Consider the following 14,077-nt stretch of genomic DNA (forward strand, 5'->3'; position numbering starts at 1 on the left):
GCGCGCCACGGATGTTTGCCCGCCGCCGCCCGGCGGTACCCGGGCGGCATGACCACAACCGTTGCGGACTACGTGGTGCAGAGGCTGCGCGAATGGGACGTCGAGCAGGTGTTCGGCTATCCCGGGGACGGCATCAACGGCCTCGTCACCGCGTTCGGCACCGCCGGGAACGAGCCGCGGTTCGTGCAGGCACGACACGAGGAGATGGCGGCGTTCGAGGCCGTCGGCTACGCGAAGTTCAGCGAACGAGTCGGCGTGTGCGCGGCGACCTCCGGGCCCGGCGCGATCCACCTGCTCAACGGCCTCTACGACGCCAAGCTCGACCACGTGCCCGTGGTGGCGATCGTCGGCCAGACCGCGCGCAGCGCGATGGGCGGCAGCTACCAGCAGGAAGTCGACCTGCAGTCGCTGTTCAAGGACGTCGCGAGCGAGTACCTCGTCGAGGTCAACGTGCCCGAGCAGCTGCCCAACGCGCTCGACCGCGCCATCCGCACCGCGCTCGCGCAGCGCGCCCCCACGGCCCTGATCATCCCGGCGGACGTCCAGGAGCTGCCGTACTCGCCGCCCGAGCACGCGTTCAAGCACGTGCCCTCCAGCCCGCCCGGCCACCCGCGCGCGAAGGTCGTGCCGCCGGCCGAGGAGCTGACGCGGGCGGCGGAGGTGCTCAACGCCGGTGAGAAGGTCGCGATCCTGGTCGGCCAGGGTGCGCGCAACGCCGTGACCGAGGTCCGCGAGGTCGCCGAGCTGACGGGCGCCGGAGTGGCGAAAGCATTGCTGGGCAAGGACGTGCTGCCCGACGACCTGCCGTACGTCACCGGCGCGATCGGCCTTTTGGGCACGCGTCCGAGCTACGAGCTCATGAACGACTGCGACACGCTGCTGATCATCGGCTCCGGCTTCCCGTACAGCCAGTTCCTGCCGCCGTTCGAGCAGGCGCGTGCCGTGCAGATCGACCTCGACGCGCGGTTCCTTGGCCTGCGCTACCCCACCGAGGTCACCCTCCTCGGCGACGCCAAGTCCACGTTGGCACAGCTCATCCCGTTGCTGGAACGCAAGACCGAACGCGGGTGGCGGGAGCGGATCGAGAAGAACGTGGCCGACTGGACGGACACCGTCACCCGCCAGGCCATGCTGGCGGCGGACCCGATCAACCCGATGCGGATCGTCCACGAGCTGTCCGAGCGGATCCCGGAAGACGCCATCGTCACCGCCGACGCCGGCTCGACCGCCAACTGGTACGCCCGCAACCTGCGCATGCGCGGCCGGATGCGCGGCTCGCTCTCGGGGACGCTGGCGACGATGGGCCCGAGCGTGCCGTACGCGATCGGCGCCAAGTTCGCACACCCCGACCGCCCGGTCGTCGCGCTCGTGGGCGACGGGGCCATGCAGATGAACGGCATGGCCGAGCTGCTCACCCTCGCGCGCTACCGCGAGCTCTGGCCCGACCAGCGCTGCGTGATCTGCGTCTTCCACAACGGTGACCTCAACCAGGTCACCTGGGAGCTGCGGGCGATGGGCGGCGCGCCCAAGTTCGAGCCCTCGCAGTCGCTGCCCGAAGTGTCCTATGCGGACTTCGCCCGCGGCATCGGGCTGGGCGGCATCGCGGTCGACGACCCCGAGCGGCTCGGCGACGCCTGGACGACGGCGCTCGACGCCGACGTCCCCACCGTGCTCGACGTGCGGTGCGATCCGGAGGTCCCGCCGATCCCGCCGCACGCCACGTTCGAGCAGATCAAGTCCATGACCGAAGCGGTGCTCAGGGGTGACCCGGACGCGTGGCACCTCGTCGCCCAGGGCCTCAAGACGAAGGTCCAGGAGCTCCTGCCGACGCGCACCTGATTCCGCGCACCAGAAAGGAGTCCCTTGTGGACACCCACGACCTGCGTCCCCTGACGACCACGACCGGACCGTTCGCCTCGGTCCACTTCGACCAGTCACACGACACGGAGGACGCCGCGAAACAGCTCGAGCTGCGGCTCAGGGAGATCAAGGCGGCGCTGTCCGAACAGGACGCCGATCCGGAGACGGTCGACGCGATCGTCGCCGCGGTCGAAGCCACTCCCCCGCCCGTCGGGCCGGCCGGCCGGAGCCTGATCGCCGCGCACGGCGAGATCGTGGCCGACCGCCGGCTCGCCGCGCCGCCCACCGCGCAGGAGGCGCGGTATTCGGACCTGCCGTACTTCCTGCCGGTGGTGACCCACGCCGACGACGCGCCCGAGTACGTGGTGGTGCTCGTCGACCGCCACGGCGCGGACGTCGAGGTGCACCACCGCGGCGGCACGGTGCGCGACGACACCGTGCAGGGCGCCGAGGACGACGTGCACAAGGCCCGCACCGGCGGCTCGGCGCACCGGGACCTGCAGCACCGCACGGAGGAAGCCGTGCGGCACAACCTCGAGGACGTCGCGACGGCCGTGGCCAAGACGGTCGAACGCACCGATGCCCGCCTGGTCGTGCTGGCCGGCGAGGTGCAGGCCCGCGCCGAGCTGCTGGGCCTGCTGCCGGAGCCCGTGCGCGCGATCGCCGAGGAGACCGACGCCGGGGGCCGCGCGGCCGGCGCCGACCGCGCCGAGCTGGACGAGCACGTCCACGAACTGCTGGCCGGCCGCCACCTTCGCGAGCTGGACGACCTCGCCGACCGCTTCCGCGCCGAGACCGGCCGCGGATCCGGCCTCGCCGTCAGCGGCCTGGAGGCCGTCACCGCGGCGCTGTCCGAGTCCAACGTCGCCACCCTGCTCGTCGGCGACCCCGGCGACGCCGAGGTCCTGACCGGCCCCGAGCCCACCCAGGTCGGCGTCGCCGCGCCGCGGCTGGCCGCTCTCGGCGCGACCGAACCCGCACCACACCGCGCCGACGAGGCCCTCCCGTACGCCGCTGTAGCCGTCGGCGCCGACGTCGTGGTGATGGACGAACGACTCGACCTGCCGGGCGGGTTCGCCGCCCTGCTGCGGCACCCGTGACCCCCTGACCTCCGGGCGGTGCGGGCAGGCGGCGGGGTGTGCCCGCACCGCCCGGACACCGGGCAGCACAACGGGCCGGCCGGACACCACGTGCCGGCCGGCCTCCTCTCAATCCTCCTTCGCGGCCTCCATCACCGCGCCCGCCACGGCGTCCACCACACCGTCGTCGAAAACCGTGGGCACGATCCGCTGCGGGGTGAGGTCGTCGGCGACGACATCGGCGAGGGCGCGGGCCGCGGCGAGCAGCATGCGGCTCGTGACGCGGGGCGCGCCGGAGTCCAGCAGGCCGCGGAAGACGCCCGGGAACACCAGCACGTTGTTGATCTGGTTCGGGTGGTCGCTGCGCCCGGTCGCGACGATCTCCGCGTGTTTGCCCGCGAGGTCCGGATCGATCTCGGGGTCCGGGTTGGCCAGCGCGAACACGATCGCGCGGTCGGCCATCGCGGCTATGCCGTCTTCGCCGAGCAGACCGCCCGCGCTGACGCCGATGAAGACGTCGGCGCCCGAGAGCGCGTCGCGCAGGCTGCCTTCGACGGTCCCGTCGCGGTTGGTGTTCTCGGCGAGCCAGCGTTTCTCGCCGACGAGGTCACGGCCGGGGTGCAGCACGCCTTGGCTGTCGCACACCACGATGCGCTCGTAGCCGGCCTCGCGCAGCAGCCGCGCCGTGGCGCTGCCCGCCGCGCCCGCTCCGGAGATCACCACGGACGTGCCGGCGGCCTCGCGGTCGGTCAGCTTCATCGCGTTGTGCAGCGCCGCGAGCACGACGACCGCGGTGCCGTGCTGGTCGTCGTGGAAGACGGGGATGTCGAGCTCGTCGTGCAGGCGGCGCTCGACGGTGAAGCACCTCGGCGCGGCGATGTCCTCGAGGTTGATCGCGCCGAACGAGGTCGCGAGGTCCTTCACGGTGCGCACCAGGTCGTCCGGGTCCCGGCTGACCGGGCAGATCGGCCAGGCGTCGACGTCGGCGAACCGCTTCAGCAGCGCCGCTTTGCCCTCCATCACCGGCAGCGCGGCGGCCGGCCCGCGGTCGCCGAGGCCGAGCAGCGCCGAGCCGTCGGACACGATCGCGACCGCGTTGGCCTTCACCGTCTCGCGCATCAGCGCGGACGGGTCGTCGGCCACCCGCTCGGCCACCTCGGCGACCCCGGGCGTGTACTCCTTCGCCAGGTCCTCGGGTCCGTCGAGGCGGACCCGGGCCGAGACCTCCACTTTTCCACGGCTATGGCTCATGCGCGCCGGATACCCCGTGCGGCCACCGGGAAATCGGCCGGTTTTTCACCGCCGCCTACTCGCGCAGAGCCGGCAACAGCTCCTTCTCCGAGAACGCCAGGAACTCCTCCTGCCGGTCGCCCCCGATCTGGATCAGCGCCAGATCCGTAAACCCCGAATCCGCGAACTGCCGCACCGCTTCCCGGATCGGCCCCACCTCCGGACCGCACGGGATCCCCGCGGCGACGTCGTCCTGACGCACGAACTGCGTCGCACCGGCGAACCCGGCCGGCCCCGGCAGCTCCGAGTTGACCTTCCACCCGCCGCTGAACCAGCGGAACTGGTCGTGTGCCCGCCGCACGGCCGCGCCGCGATCCGGATCCCAGCACACGGGCAGCTGGGCGACCTTGCGCGTCGGCGGGCCGAGGTGGGTGGCGTCCCACTCGCCGCACAGTGCCGGGTCGGGCTCGACCGCGATCATGACGTCCGCCTGCGGCGCGAACCGGTGCACGGACTGCTTGCCGGACACGGCGATCCCGATCGGCACGCGCGTCGGCGAGAGGTCCCAGAGCTTCGCGGAGTCCACCCGGAAGTGCTTGCCCTCGTAGCTGAACGACCCGCCGTCGAACAGGCCGCCGATGATCTGCACGGCCTCGGCGAGCAGGTCGTGGCGCACGTTCACCGGCGGCCAGCCCTGCCCGGCGACGTGCTCGTTGAGATTCTCCCCCGCGCCGAGGCCGAGGGTGAACCGGTCGTCGGACAGCAGCTGGATCGTCGCCGCCTTCTGCGCGACGACGGCCGGGTGGTACCGCATCGTCGGGCAGGTCACGAACGTCATCAGGTCCACCCGTTCGGTCACCTGGCTCACCGCGCCGAGCACGCTCCACGCATACGGCGCGTGTCCCTGCTCCGCGAGCCAGGGCGAGTAGTGGTCGCTGCAGACCTCGAAGTCGAAGCCCGCCCGCTCCGCCCCGGCCGCGTGGGCGACCAGTTCCTTCGGCCCGGCCTGCTCGGTCATCAACGTGTAGCCGATGCGCATGCGGTGTCCCCCGCTCGGTCGCGTCGTGGCGAACCGCCGCCGGTCCGCCCTTCCGCCGCCGGGGTTGCCCACCCCGCGCCGCGCGAAACCGGCCGTCACGGCTTCGGCAGCTCCAGCCAGGAGCGGATCTCCCGGTTCGCCGTCACCCGGCGCGGCGCGGTCCGGGGGCGCTTGGCGGTCTGATCTGCGAAGCTGCGGGGCATGGCTTCCCGGACGGGTTCTCCCTGGTTGCGCTGGACGACGATCGCCCCGGCGGTCGCGGTGGTGGTGCTGGCGGTGACGTGGGGGCGGGTGCTCGGGACGGTGCCGGTGATCCTCGTCGCGGTGGTGCTGGCGGCCGCGGTGCTGGCGGCGGTGCACCACGCGGAAGTGGTGGCGCACCGCGTCGGCGAGCCGTTCGGATCGCTCGTGCTCGCGGTGGCCGTCACGGTGATCGAGGTGGCGCTCATCGTCACGCTCATGGTCTCGGGCGGCCCGAAAACGGCTTCGCTCGCGCGGGACACGGTGTTCGCGGCCGTGATGATCACGTGCAACGGCATCCTCGGCCTCTCGCTGCTGGTGGGCGCGTGGCGGCGCAAGACGACGGTGTTCAACGCCGAGGGCACCGGCTCCGCGCTGGCCACCGTCGCGACGCTCGCCACCCTCAGCCTCGTCCTGCCCACGTTCACCACTTCCCGCCGCGGCCCCGAGTTCTCCCCCGCGCAGCTGGGGTTCGCCGCGATCGCGTCGCTGATCCTCTACGGGCTTTTCGTGGTCACGCAGACCGTGCGCCACCGCGACTTCTTCCTGCCGATCGACGACGCCGGCGCGGTGGTCGAGGAGGATTCGCACGCGAAGCCGACGACCACGCGCACCGCGTTGTTCAGTCTCGGGCTGCTGCTGGTGGCGCTCGTGGCGGTGGTCGGGCTGGCCAAAGTGGAGTCCCCGGCGATCGAGGCCGGTGTGGCGGCGCTGGGGTTCCCGCAGCCGTTCGTCGGCGTGGTGATCGCGCTGCTCGTGCTCCTGCCCGAGACGCTTGCCGCCACCAACGCCGCGCGGCGCAACCGCGTGCAGGTGAGCCTGAACCTCGCGCTGGGTTCGGCGATGGCCAGCATCGGCCTCACGATCCCGGCGATCGCGCTCGCGTCGATCTGGCTCAGCGGGCCGCTGCTGCTGGGCCTGGACGCCACGCAGATCGTGCTGCTGGTGATCACCGTCGTGGTCGGCGGCCTCACCGTGGTGCCGGGCCGCGCGACGCGCCTGCAGGGCGGCGTCCACCTCGTGCTGCTCGCGGCTTTCGTGTTCCTCGCCGCCAGTCCGTAGACCGCTGTCGAGCCGGGCCAGGCCCGTTCGTCCTCGGGGTGCAAGGACCTCGTGGAAAGGACGGACGATGGACACTTTGGCGTTGTACCGGCAGGCGCAGGACGGGTTCGACGCGGTGCTCGCCGCGGTGCCGGCCGAGCGCTGGGACGCGCGCTCGACGTGCCCCGGGTGGTCGGTGCGCGACCTCGCGGGCCACGCGGTCTGGGGCCAGCACCAGCTGCGCGCCTGGGCCGCCGGCGAGGACTACGCCGACCGCTCGGGTGCACCGGGTTCGCCCCACCCCGCGCCGGTCGCGGGCGACGACCCGCTCACGACCTGGCGGACCGCCCGCACGGCCTGCCTCGCCGCGCTGACCCCCGAAGCGCTCACGCGGACCACCACGATCCCGGGCCTCGGCGACGTGCCGGTCGCCGCGGTGGTGAGCCTGCTGACCACCGACCTGGTCGCCCACACGTGGGACATCGGCCACGCCCTGGGCGCCGCCGTGCACCTCGACCCGGCCACGGTCGCGGTCGCCTTCGACTGGGCCCGCGCGCACGCCGTGCGCGCCCCCGGCTTCTTCGGCCCGGAGCTCACCCCGCCGGCCGGCTCGGACGACCAGACGCGGCTGCTGGCCTTCCTCGGCCGGGCGGCCTGGGAGCCGGTCGCCGCGTGACGTGCGCCGGTGGGTGTGTCCGGTGTGGACACACCCACCGGCTTCGTCCGATTCCGGCGGGTGGCAGTAACCCGGCAGGAACGGCCGGCAAGCGGGCACGACCGGACCGAGCGCGCCGATCACCGCGCTCTGGGTTCCCCTCTCCTGACGCGGCGGGCCCGACCCCGGTCCTCGAGGTCGTGCCGGGGTCATGTCCCGAGCGCCTTGCGGCCCCGGTCGAACGCCGCCAGTGCGGCCCCGACCGCGGCCGCGACCGTGACCTCGAAGACCTCGTCCTCGCTGTGGCCCGCGGCCAGCAGGGCGGCGACGTCGGCATCGGTCACGCGGTAGGACGCGGCGCGGACGGTGTCGGCGTAGGTCTGCCACGGCTCGGCCACCGGGTCGCCGGCGACGAGCGTCGCGCGCAGAGCCCGGTCGGTGACACCGCGCGCTTCGACCACCACGTGGCGGAGGTTTTCGACGACGTCGCCGTGGTCGGTCTTCGGACCGCCGGAGAGCAGGAAACCGGGGAAGCGGTAGCCGAAGCGGTGCAGCGCCTGGGTGCCGCTCTCCAATTGGCCGTCGCGCAGCTCGAAGCCGAACGCGTTGGCCAGGCGGTTGACCACGTCCCACACGAGGTTCACGCGCAGCGCCTCCAGCACCTCCGGCGCGGGCACGTCGGCTACCAGCGACGCGTCGGGCTCGCCGCCCGGCCGCGAAACGGTGTCGAGAAAGGCGCGCACCGCCCGCAGTTCCGGGCGGGCGGACGCCGGTTCGTCCGGGTCCACCTCACCGTCGCCGGCGATGCGCGTGAGCTCCGCGTGGGTGACGATGCAGAACGGGCACTCGTGCAGCTTCGCCGTGCCCATCGCCAGGTACTCGCGCTCGCCGGCCGTCCACGACGACGGGCCGCGCATGGCCGGCGCCGTGTGGTCCAGCAGCGCACGGGTCATGAACTCCGGCCGGTACAGCAGCGTCCGCACGATGTCGGGACTGTCCACGCGGGACATCGCGGACGTGGCCGACAGGAACAGCTTCGCGCGGCGGCGGTGGCCGCGCTCCAGAATGGACAGTCTCACGGTGCCTCCCCAGGGGTGCGTGCGTCGAGGTCGTGCAGGCGGCGGGCGAGGAACCGCCGGTCCGCCGGCGTGTGGGCGAGCTCGTGGGCGCGCCGGTAGGCGGTGGCCGCCTCATCGCGGCGGTCGAGGCGGCGCAGCAGGTCGGCGCGCGCCGCGTGCATCAGGTGGTACTGACCGAGCCCGTCGATGCGGTCGATCAGCGCGAGCCCGTCGGCCGCGCCCTGCGCCATCGCCACCGCGACGGCGTGGTTCAGCGCCACGACGGGCGAAGGCGTGAGCTCCAGCAGCCGCGCGTACAGGCCCGCGATGCCCGCCCAGTCGGTGAGCTCGGCCGAGGGCGCCTGCGCGTGCAGCGCGGCGATCGCGGCCTGCACCTGGTACGGCCCGGGCTCGCCGTGGCGCAGCGCGCGGTCCAGCAGCCCCAGGGCTTCGGCGATCTCGCCGCGATCCCACCGCGTCCGGTCCTGATCTTCCAGCAGCACCACGTCACCGGTCGGGCTGTGCCGCGCCGCCGCGCGCGAATCGTGCAGCAGCAGCGCGGCGACGAGGCCGAGCGCCTCCGGTTCGTCCGGCATCAGCGTGGCCACGAGCTGGGCGAGCCGGATCGCCTCCCGCCGCAGCGTGGTGTGCTCGGGCGAGCCGGCCGCGGCGGTGTAGCCCTGGGTGAAGATCAGGTACACCACGGCGAGCACTCCGGCGAGCCGTTCGGGCAGCAGGTGATCCGGCGGGACTTCCAGCGTGATGCCGGCATCGCGGATCTTGCGTTTGGCCCGGACCAGCCGCTGCGCGAGCGTCGCTTCGCCGATGAGGAACGTCCGGGCGATCTGCCCGGCCGTCAGCCCGACCACGGCCTGCAGCGTCAGCGCGACGCGCGCCGGCTCGGCGAGCGCCGGGTGGCAGCAGGTGAAGATCAGGCTCAGCCGTTCGTCGCCCACGTCGAGCAGGCGCCGATCGGAGAAGTCGGTCATCGGCACCTCCTGGACCTCGGCCCCGATCGCCGCGAGCTTCTCCCGGCCCAGCCGGGCGCGCCGCAGCCGGTCGATCGCGTTGTTGCGCGCCGCCGTGAGCAGCCACGCGACCGGGTCGTCGGGCACGGCGGCCCACTTGCGCAGGGCGAGCGCGCACGCCTCCTGCAACGCGTCCTCCGCGAGCTCGAAGTCGCCGAGCACGCGGATCAGCGCGGCGAGCATCCGCGCGCGGTCCGCGCGGTAGACCCGCTCCACCGCGGCGGCGGCCGGCTCACTCAGCAGGGGCCGCCACGTCGAGCGGCGCGTGGCCCACACCCGGGATCCCGACGACCGGCCGCACCTCGATCGAGCCTTCCTCCGCCATCGGGCACAGTGCGGCGAGCTCGAGAGCCTCGTCGAGGTTGCGGCAGTCGAACAGGTAGAACCCGCCGAGGTGCTCGTGGGTCTCCGCGAACGGGCCGTCGGTGATCAACGTGCGCCCGTCCCGCACGCTCACGGTCGTCGCCGTCGCCTCCGGCTGCAGCGGCTTGCCCTCCACCCACACGCCGCGGCGCCGGCACTCGTCGGCGAACGCGTTCACCCGTGCCACCGCCTCTTCGAACCCGGGATCGCCCGGTTCGGGGCGTACGCAGTTGTAGATCAGCAACATGTACTGCACAGGTCCTCCGCCTCATCTGGTCCAGCTCGTCCGAAGAGGATGACGAACAGCCCGACCGTAACTCGACACGGCGCGGCGAGTGGGGCGAAAAGTTTCTCCGGCCCGGTTCAGCCCAGCAGCGACGGGTGCGGCTCGGGAGGCGCGCCGAGCTCGTCGCGCCGGCTGAGCGGAACCGTGCCGTCCACGTCGGTGACCCCGAGCCGGGCGCCGAGCTCGGCGCCGATGAGCGTGCGGCCCGAGTAGCCCATCAGGTCGGGCGACGCGTAGAGCGCGGCGATCACGCGGCCGGTGAACTGCGGCGACTCGCGCAGGCCGGTCCGGGCGGCCGGCGGGAGTGTCGCGAGGTGGGCCTCGGCGCGTTCGGTGCGCAGGCCGCCCATCCAGATCGACACGGCCGCGACGTGGTGCGGACGCAGGTCTTTAGCCATGTCGGCCGCCATCTTGTCCGCGCCCGCCTTCTGCGCGCCGTAGGCCGGGCCCTGGTGGTAGGAGACGGCGCCGTAGTGACCGGTGTGGACGATCAGGCCGCGGCCGTTGGCCAGCAGTAGCGGCGCGGCGTGGTGGGCGGCGACGAAATGCGAACGCAGGCCGACGGTGATCAGGTCGGCCGCCTCGACCGGGTTGGCCCAGAACCCGCCGGGCCGCATCGGCTCGGCGACCTTCGCGGCGTTGTTCACGAGGATGTCGAGCCGGCCGCGCTCCCGGGCGACGCGGGCGAACAGCGCGGCGACGGCCTCGTCGTCGGCGTGGTCCACGACCACGGGCACGCCGGTGCCGCCGGCTTCGTCGATCAGGGCCGCGGTGTCGGCGACCGTGCCGCCGTGGGGCGAGTCGCCGGGGTTCGCGCTGCGGCCGGTGACGTAGACGGTGGCGCCGGTCGCGCCCAGCGCCAGGGCGATGCCCTTGCCGGCGCCGCGGCTCGCGCCGGTGACCACGGCGATCACGGGAGCCATGGGATCTCCTCTCCATCCGGACGTCGTGTCCGTTTCCTGTCACCGACGATATGGACACCGCGTCCGGTTGTCACGGTGATAGCGGACACCGCGTCCGGATACACTCGGGACGTGACCGGTCCCGCGAAACCCCGGCGCGCCGATGCGCGCCGCAACTACGACGTGCTCCTCGAAGCTGCGAAAGACGTCTTCGCGCGCCTGGGCACCGACGCGCCGCTGGAGGTCGTCGCGCAGGAAGCGGGAGTCGGCCGCGGCACGCTGTACCGGCATTTCCCGTCGCGCGAGCACGTGTTCGCCGCGATCATGCGCGACAGCGCGGACCTGCTCGACGCGCGCGCCCGCGAACTGCTCGACGCGCCCGACGGCGCCGCCCGGCTCCCGGAGTGGCTGCGGCTCTACGACCGCGCCGCGACCGAGTACCCGGGCCTGAGCGGGCACGTCGGCGACGGGCTGGCCGACGACGGCTCCCCGGTCGCCACCACGTGCGCGCCGATGAAGGCGAGCTTCGCCGCGTTGCTCGACCGCGCCCGCGCCGAGGGCCACGTGCGGCCCGACGTGACGGCGACTCAGGTGCTCACCCTCGTCGGCGCTCTGCCGAAGGACCCGGCGACGGGCCGCACCGCCGAGCCCTACCTCGACGTCGTGCTGGAGGGGCTCCGCATCACCACGTGACGGGCAGCTCGTACACGCCGTACACGGAACCGTTGTGCTTGAAGGGAATCTCGTCCAGGTCCGCCGCGAGGGCGAGCGTGGGGACGCGCCGGTAGAGCGTGTTGTAGACGACCTGCAGCTCCACGCGCGCGAGCGGCTGCCCGAGGCACTGGTGCACGCCGAAGCCGAACGCCACGTGGCGGCGCGAGTCAGGACGGCGCACGTCGAGCCCGTCGGGGTCCGGGAACACGCTCTCGTCGCGGTTGGCGATGTCGTTGGCCATGATCAGGCCTTCGCCCGCGCGGATCGTCTCACCGGCGATCTCGATGTCCTCGATCGCCACGCGGCGGCGGCCGTTGTGCGTGATCGTGAGGTAGCGCAACAGTTCCTCGACCGCGCCGGCGATCACGGCCGGGTCGTCGGTCTCGCGGACCAGGGCGAGCTGGTCCGGGTGGCGCAGCAGCGTCAGCGTGCCGAGCGCGATCATGTTGGCCGTGGTCTCGTGGCCCGCGATCAGCAGCAGCACACCCATCTGCGCGGCCTCGGCGCGCGTGAGCTCGCCGGCCTCGACGCGGTCGGCGAGCCCGGACAGCAGGTCGTCCTGCCGGCGGGCGAGCTTCTCCCCCATGAGGTCGTCGAGGTACCCCAGCAGCGCGCGGTGCCCGGCGGCGCGTTCGGCCGGGTCGGCGTCGCGCTTGATGATGACCTTGCTGTTGGTCTGGAAGAAGTCGTGGTCGCGGTAGGGCACGCCGAGCAGCTCGCAGATCACCAGCGAGGGCACCGGCAGCGCGAACGCCTCCACGAGGTCCACCGGGTTCGGCCCGGCGAGCATCGCGTCGAGCGAGTCGTCCACGATCTTCTGCACCGCAGGGCGCAGCGCCTCGATCCGCCGCACCGTGAACGGCGCCGTCACCATCCGGCGCAACCGCGCGTGCTCCGGGTTGTCCATCAGGATGAAACTGATCGCCGACCCGCCCGGCGGCAACAGCGCGGGGCTCGGGTAGCCGGGCCGCGTGATGTCGGCGCTCACCCGGGCGTCCGCCAGCAGCGCCCGTTGGTCCGCGTACCGCGTCACCAGCCACGGCGTGCTGCCGTCCCACAGCCGCACCCGCGCCAGCGGCCCGGCCTCCTGCAACTCACGCGCCCGCGGCGGCGGGTCGAACGGGCACCCGGCCGCCCGGGCCATCGGGAACTCGGGCACCTCGTCGGCGCCCGGGGTGGCCTGGTCCAGCGTGCTCGTCATGCGTTCCTCCGCGGCGGGGTGGGTGGTTGTCGGTCTGAAGTGGACGGTGGCCCGCTTCGGTGTGACGTCAGCGGGCATCGGGTGCCGGCACCGTGGCAGGGGCGAGCCAGAGGCCGACGATGGCGTCGACGAGGCCCGTGCCGGCGGTGGGCCAGTCGGGGCGCGGAGTGGGGCCGGCTTCGGCGAGCGCGCGTTCGCGTTCGGCGCAGGTGTGGACCATCAGCAGGCGCGCCATGGCGTCGCGCTCGGCGCGGGCGGCGGGACTGAGGTGGGGCAGGCAGGTGTCGAGGCCGTGGAGGATGCGGTGCAGCGCCGGCGCGCTCAGCGCCTCCTCGATCATGATCCCGCGCAGCGCCGGGTCGGTCATCACCTGCGCGGCGAAGCGCGCGAACCACGTCGGCGCGCGCAGGGCGGCCAGGTGATCGGTGACCGGCCGCACCAGGCACTCGACCCAGTCGCGCACGCCGGCGTCCTCGGGAACCCGCGCGACCATGCGCGTCCGGATCTCCTCGATGCCCCCGGCGTGCTTGCGGGCGATCGCGCGCACGAGGTCGGCTTTCGTACCGAAGTGGTAGCCCACGGCCGCGTTGTTGCCCTGCCCCGCGGCCTCGCTGATCTGCCGGTTCGACACCGCGTACACGCCGTGCTCGGCGAACAGCCGCTCGGCCGTGGCGAGGATCCGCTCCCGCGTCGCCTCGGCGCGGACCGCCTTCCCGATCACTCCGGCCACGGTTGCTCCTCCCCGCGTCGTGCCTGCGGTTCGTGATCAGTCAACCGGATCTTCGCGAGTTAAGTCAAGTGCTTGACTTGATCTGACGACATCGCTTCGCACGGCCGAGCTCGCGGCCCCACGATTCAAGACAGATCGACGGCGACGATCCACATGTCGTATTCCTCGGCTGTCACGCCGCATACGGTCCGCCTGTCCAGCGACATGGCCACGAATTCCGGCTCCTCGGGACCCACGTCAAGATTGCGCGCGAGGGAAACGCTTCCCACGCGCCTGACCTGAGCCCAGGCCAGGATTCCCAGCCCACCGCCCCCGACACTGATCAAAAATTCTCCGTCGTTCCCGAAAATCCCGCGATCCTCCGCAATGGACTCCCACTTGCGATCGACTTCACTCACATAGTCCTCGCCGGAACCAAAGGCAACCGTCGCCGTCGGAACAGCGTGACCACTGACGACCGGACGCCACGCGTCCCTGGGCTGCGGGCCATCGGCGAGCGTGCTCGTCTTCACCACAACAAGGCCCGACGCGCGGAGCATCGTGTCCCGGCGCTGCTCGGCCACAGAAGAATCCGTCACCTGCGCAGAATAAGTGGCCCCCTCACGCCGGGGCCTGAACCCCACTACGCTGACCATCGAGTGCCTGGCCGAA

The 14,077-nt window shown here is 72.8% G+C and carries 14 protein-coding genes; 5 read left to right on the forward strand and 9 right to left on the reverse strand.

Annotation, left to right across the window (positions count from 1 at the left end):
* Positions 1 to 48: 48 nt before the first annotated feature.
* Positions 49 to 1,839, forward strand: coding sequence for a thiamine pyrophosphate-requiring protein (locus ACQPXB_RS26425; RefSeq protein ID WP_432844802.1), 1,791 nt, complete (start codon positions 49 to 51; stop codon positions 1,837 to 1,839).
* A gap of 26 nt (positions 1,840 to 1,865) precedes the next feature.
* Positions 1,866 to 2,960 carry a Vms1/Ankzf1 family peptidyl-tRNA hydrolase gene (locus tag ACQPXB_RS26430; RefSeq protein WP_432844803.1) on the forward strand — a complete coding sequence of 365 codons (1,095 nt, stop codon included), beginning with the start codon at positions 1,866 to 1,868 and terminating at the stop codon, positions 2,958 to 2,960.
* 108 nt (positions 2,961 to 3,068) lie between these two features.
* On the opposite strand, the gene ACQPXB_RS26435 is transcribed toward ACQPXB_RS26430, so the two are convergent.
* Positions 3,069 to 4,190 carry an NAD(P)-dependent malic enzyme gene (locus ACQPXB_RS26435; protein ID WP_432844804.1) on the reverse strand — a complete coding sequence of 374 codons (1,122 nt, stop codon included), beginning with the start codon at positions 4,188 to 4,190 and terminating at the stop codon, positions 3,069 to 3,071.
* Positions 4,191 to 4,245: 55 nt separating this feature from the next.
* The gene (locus tag ACQPXB_RS26440) at positions 4,246 to 5,208 is read right to left on the reverse strand and encodes a TIGR03557 family F420-dependent LLM class oxidoreductase (RefSeq protein ID WP_432844805.1); all 963 of its coding nucleotides are present in this window, start codon (positions 5,206 to 5,208) and stop codon (positions 4,246 to 4,248) included.
* A gap of 201 nt (positions 5,209 to 5,409) precedes the next feature.
* On the opposite strand from ACQPXB_RS26440, the gene ACQPXB_RS26445 reads away from it, so the two are divergent.
* Both ACQPXB_RS26445 and ACQPXB_RS26450 read left to right on the forward strand, forming a co-directional pair.
* On the forward strand, positions 5,410 to 6,510 hold the full coding sequence (locus ACQPXB_RS26445; RefSeq protein ID WP_432844806.1) for a calcium:proton antiporter: 1,101 nt from the start codon (positions 5,410 to 5,412) through the stop codon (positions 6,508 to 6,510).
* A gap of 67 nt (positions 6,511 to 6,577) precedes the next feature.
* Positions 6,578 to 7,165, forward strand: coding sequence for a TIGR03086 family metal-binding protein (locus ACQPXB_RS26450; RefSeq protein ID WP_432844807.1), 588 nt, complete (start codon positions 6,578 to 6,580; stop codon positions 7,163 to 7,165).
* 188 nt (positions 7,166 to 7,353) lie between these two features.
* Here the strand turns inward: ACQPXB_RS26450 and ACQPXB_RS26455 are convergent, their stop codons facing one another.
* The 4 genes from ACQPXB_RS26455 to ACQPXB_RS26470 all read right to left on the reverse strand — a co-directional run bounded on the left by ACQPXB_RS26455 (position 7,354) and on the right by ACQPXB_RS26470 (position 10,802).
* Entirely contained in the window at positions 7,354 to 8,223 is an 870-nt protein-coding gene (locus tag ACQPXB_RS26455; protein ID WP_432844808.1) for a hypothetical protein, read from the reverse strand.
* Positions 8,220 to 9,470, reverse strand: a complete 1,251-nt coding sequence (locus ACQPXB_RS26460; RefSeq protein ID WP_432856793.1) for an RNA polymerase sigma factor — start codon at positions 9,468 to 9,470, stop codon at positions 8,220 to 8,222. Before ACQPXB_RS26460 ends, ACQPXB_RS26455 begins: the two co-directional genes overlap by 4 nt.
* The gene (locus tag ACQPXB_RS26465) at positions 9,463 to 9,849 is read right to left on the reverse strand and encodes a YciI family protein (RefSeq protein WP_366576483.1); all 387 of its coding nucleotides are present in this window, start codon (positions 9,847 to 9,849) and stop codon (positions 9,463 to 9,465) included. The genes ACQPXB_RS26460 and ACQPXB_RS26465 overlap by 8 nt, the downstream gene beginning before the upstream one ends.
* A gap of 107 nt (positions 9,850 to 9,956) precedes the next feature.
* The gene (locus tag ACQPXB_RS26470) at positions 9,957 to 10,802 is read right to left on the reverse strand and encodes an SDR family NAD(P)-dependent oxidoreductase (protein WP_386945234.1); all 846 of its coding nucleotides are present in this window, start codon (positions 10,800 to 10,802) and stop codon (positions 9,957 to 9,959) included.
* Between the two features lie 111 nt (positions 10,803 to 10,913).
* Here ACQPXB_RS26470 and ACQPXB_RS26475 point away from each other — a divergent pair, with 111 nt between their 5' ends.
* The gene (locus ACQPXB_RS26475) at positions 10,914 to 11,474 is read left to right on the forward strand and encodes a TetR/AcrR family transcriptional regulator (protein WP_386945232.1); all 561 of its coding nucleotides are present in this window, start codon (positions 10,914 to 10,916) and stop codon (positions 11,472 to 11,474) included.
* Here ACQPXB_RS26475 and ACQPXB_RS26480 read toward each other — a convergent pair.
* The 3 genes from ACQPXB_RS26480 to ACQPXB_RS26490 all read right to left on the reverse strand — a co-directional run bounded on the left by ACQPXB_RS26480 (position 11,464) and on the right by ACQPXB_RS26490 (position 14,004).
* On the reverse strand, positions 11,464 to 12,696 hold the full coding sequence (locus ACQPXB_RS26480; protein WP_432844809.1) for a cytochrome P450: 1,233 nt from the start codon (positions 12,694 to 12,696) through the stop codon (positions 11,464 to 11,466). The two genes, ACQPXB_RS26475 and ACQPXB_RS26480, sit on opposite strands and share 11 nt — an antisense overlap.
* A gap of 67 nt (positions 12,697 to 12,763) precedes the next feature.
* Positions 12,764 to 13,426 (reverse strand): TetR/AcrR family transcriptional regulator, encoded by a 663-nt coding sequence (locus ACQPXB_RS26485; protein WP_386945228.1) that lies wholly within the window; start codon positions 13,424 to 13,426, stop codon positions 12,764 to 12,766.
* A 125-nt stretch (positions 13,427 to 13,551) separates the two neighbouring features.
* Positions 13,552 to 14,004: a hypothetical protein gene (locus tag ACQPXB_RS26490; protein WP_432844810.1), complete on the reverse strand. Its 453-nt coding sequence runs from the start codon at positions 14,002 to 14,004 to the stop codon at positions 13,552 to 13,554.
* Positions 14,005 to 14,077: the final 73 nt, after the last annotated feature.

The sequence above is a fragment of the Amycolatopsis sp. CA-161197 genome (assembly GCF_050942255.1).
In the GTDB taxonomy this organism is placed as follows: Bacteria; Actinomycetota; Actinomycetes; order Mycobacteriales; family Pseudonocardiaceae; genus Amycolatopsis.

Coding starts and splice junctions, on each gene's coding strand:
- ACQPXB_RS26440 (WP_432844805.1), bottom strand. CDS start 5,208: ATGCGCATCGGCTACACGTTGATGACCGAGCAGGCCGGGCCGAAGGAA.
- ACQPXB_RS26445 (WP_432844806.1), top strand. CDS start 5,410: ATGGCTTCCCGGACGGGTTCTCCCTGGTTGCGCTGGACGACGATCGCC.
- ACQPXB_RS26450 (WP_432844807.1), top strand. CDS start 6,578: ATGGACACTTTGGCGTTGTACCGGCAGGCGCAGGACGGGTTCGACGCG.
- ACQPXB_RS26480 (WP_432844809.1), bottom strand. CDS start 12,696: ATGACGAGCACGCTGGACCAGGCCACCCCGGGCGCCGACGAGGTGCCC.
- ACQPXB_RS26425 (WP_432844802.1), top strand. CDS start 49: ATGACCACAACCGTTGCGGACTACGTGGTGCAGAGGCTGCGCGAATGG.
- ACQPXB_RS26470 (WP_386945234.1), bottom strand. CDS start 10,802: ATGGCTCCCGTGATCGCCGTGGTCACCGGCGCGAGCCGCGGCGCCGGC.
- ACQPXB_RS26435 (WP_432844804.1), bottom strand. CDS start 4,190: ATGAGCCATAGCCGTGGAAAAGTGGAGGTCTCGGCCCGGGTCCGCCTC.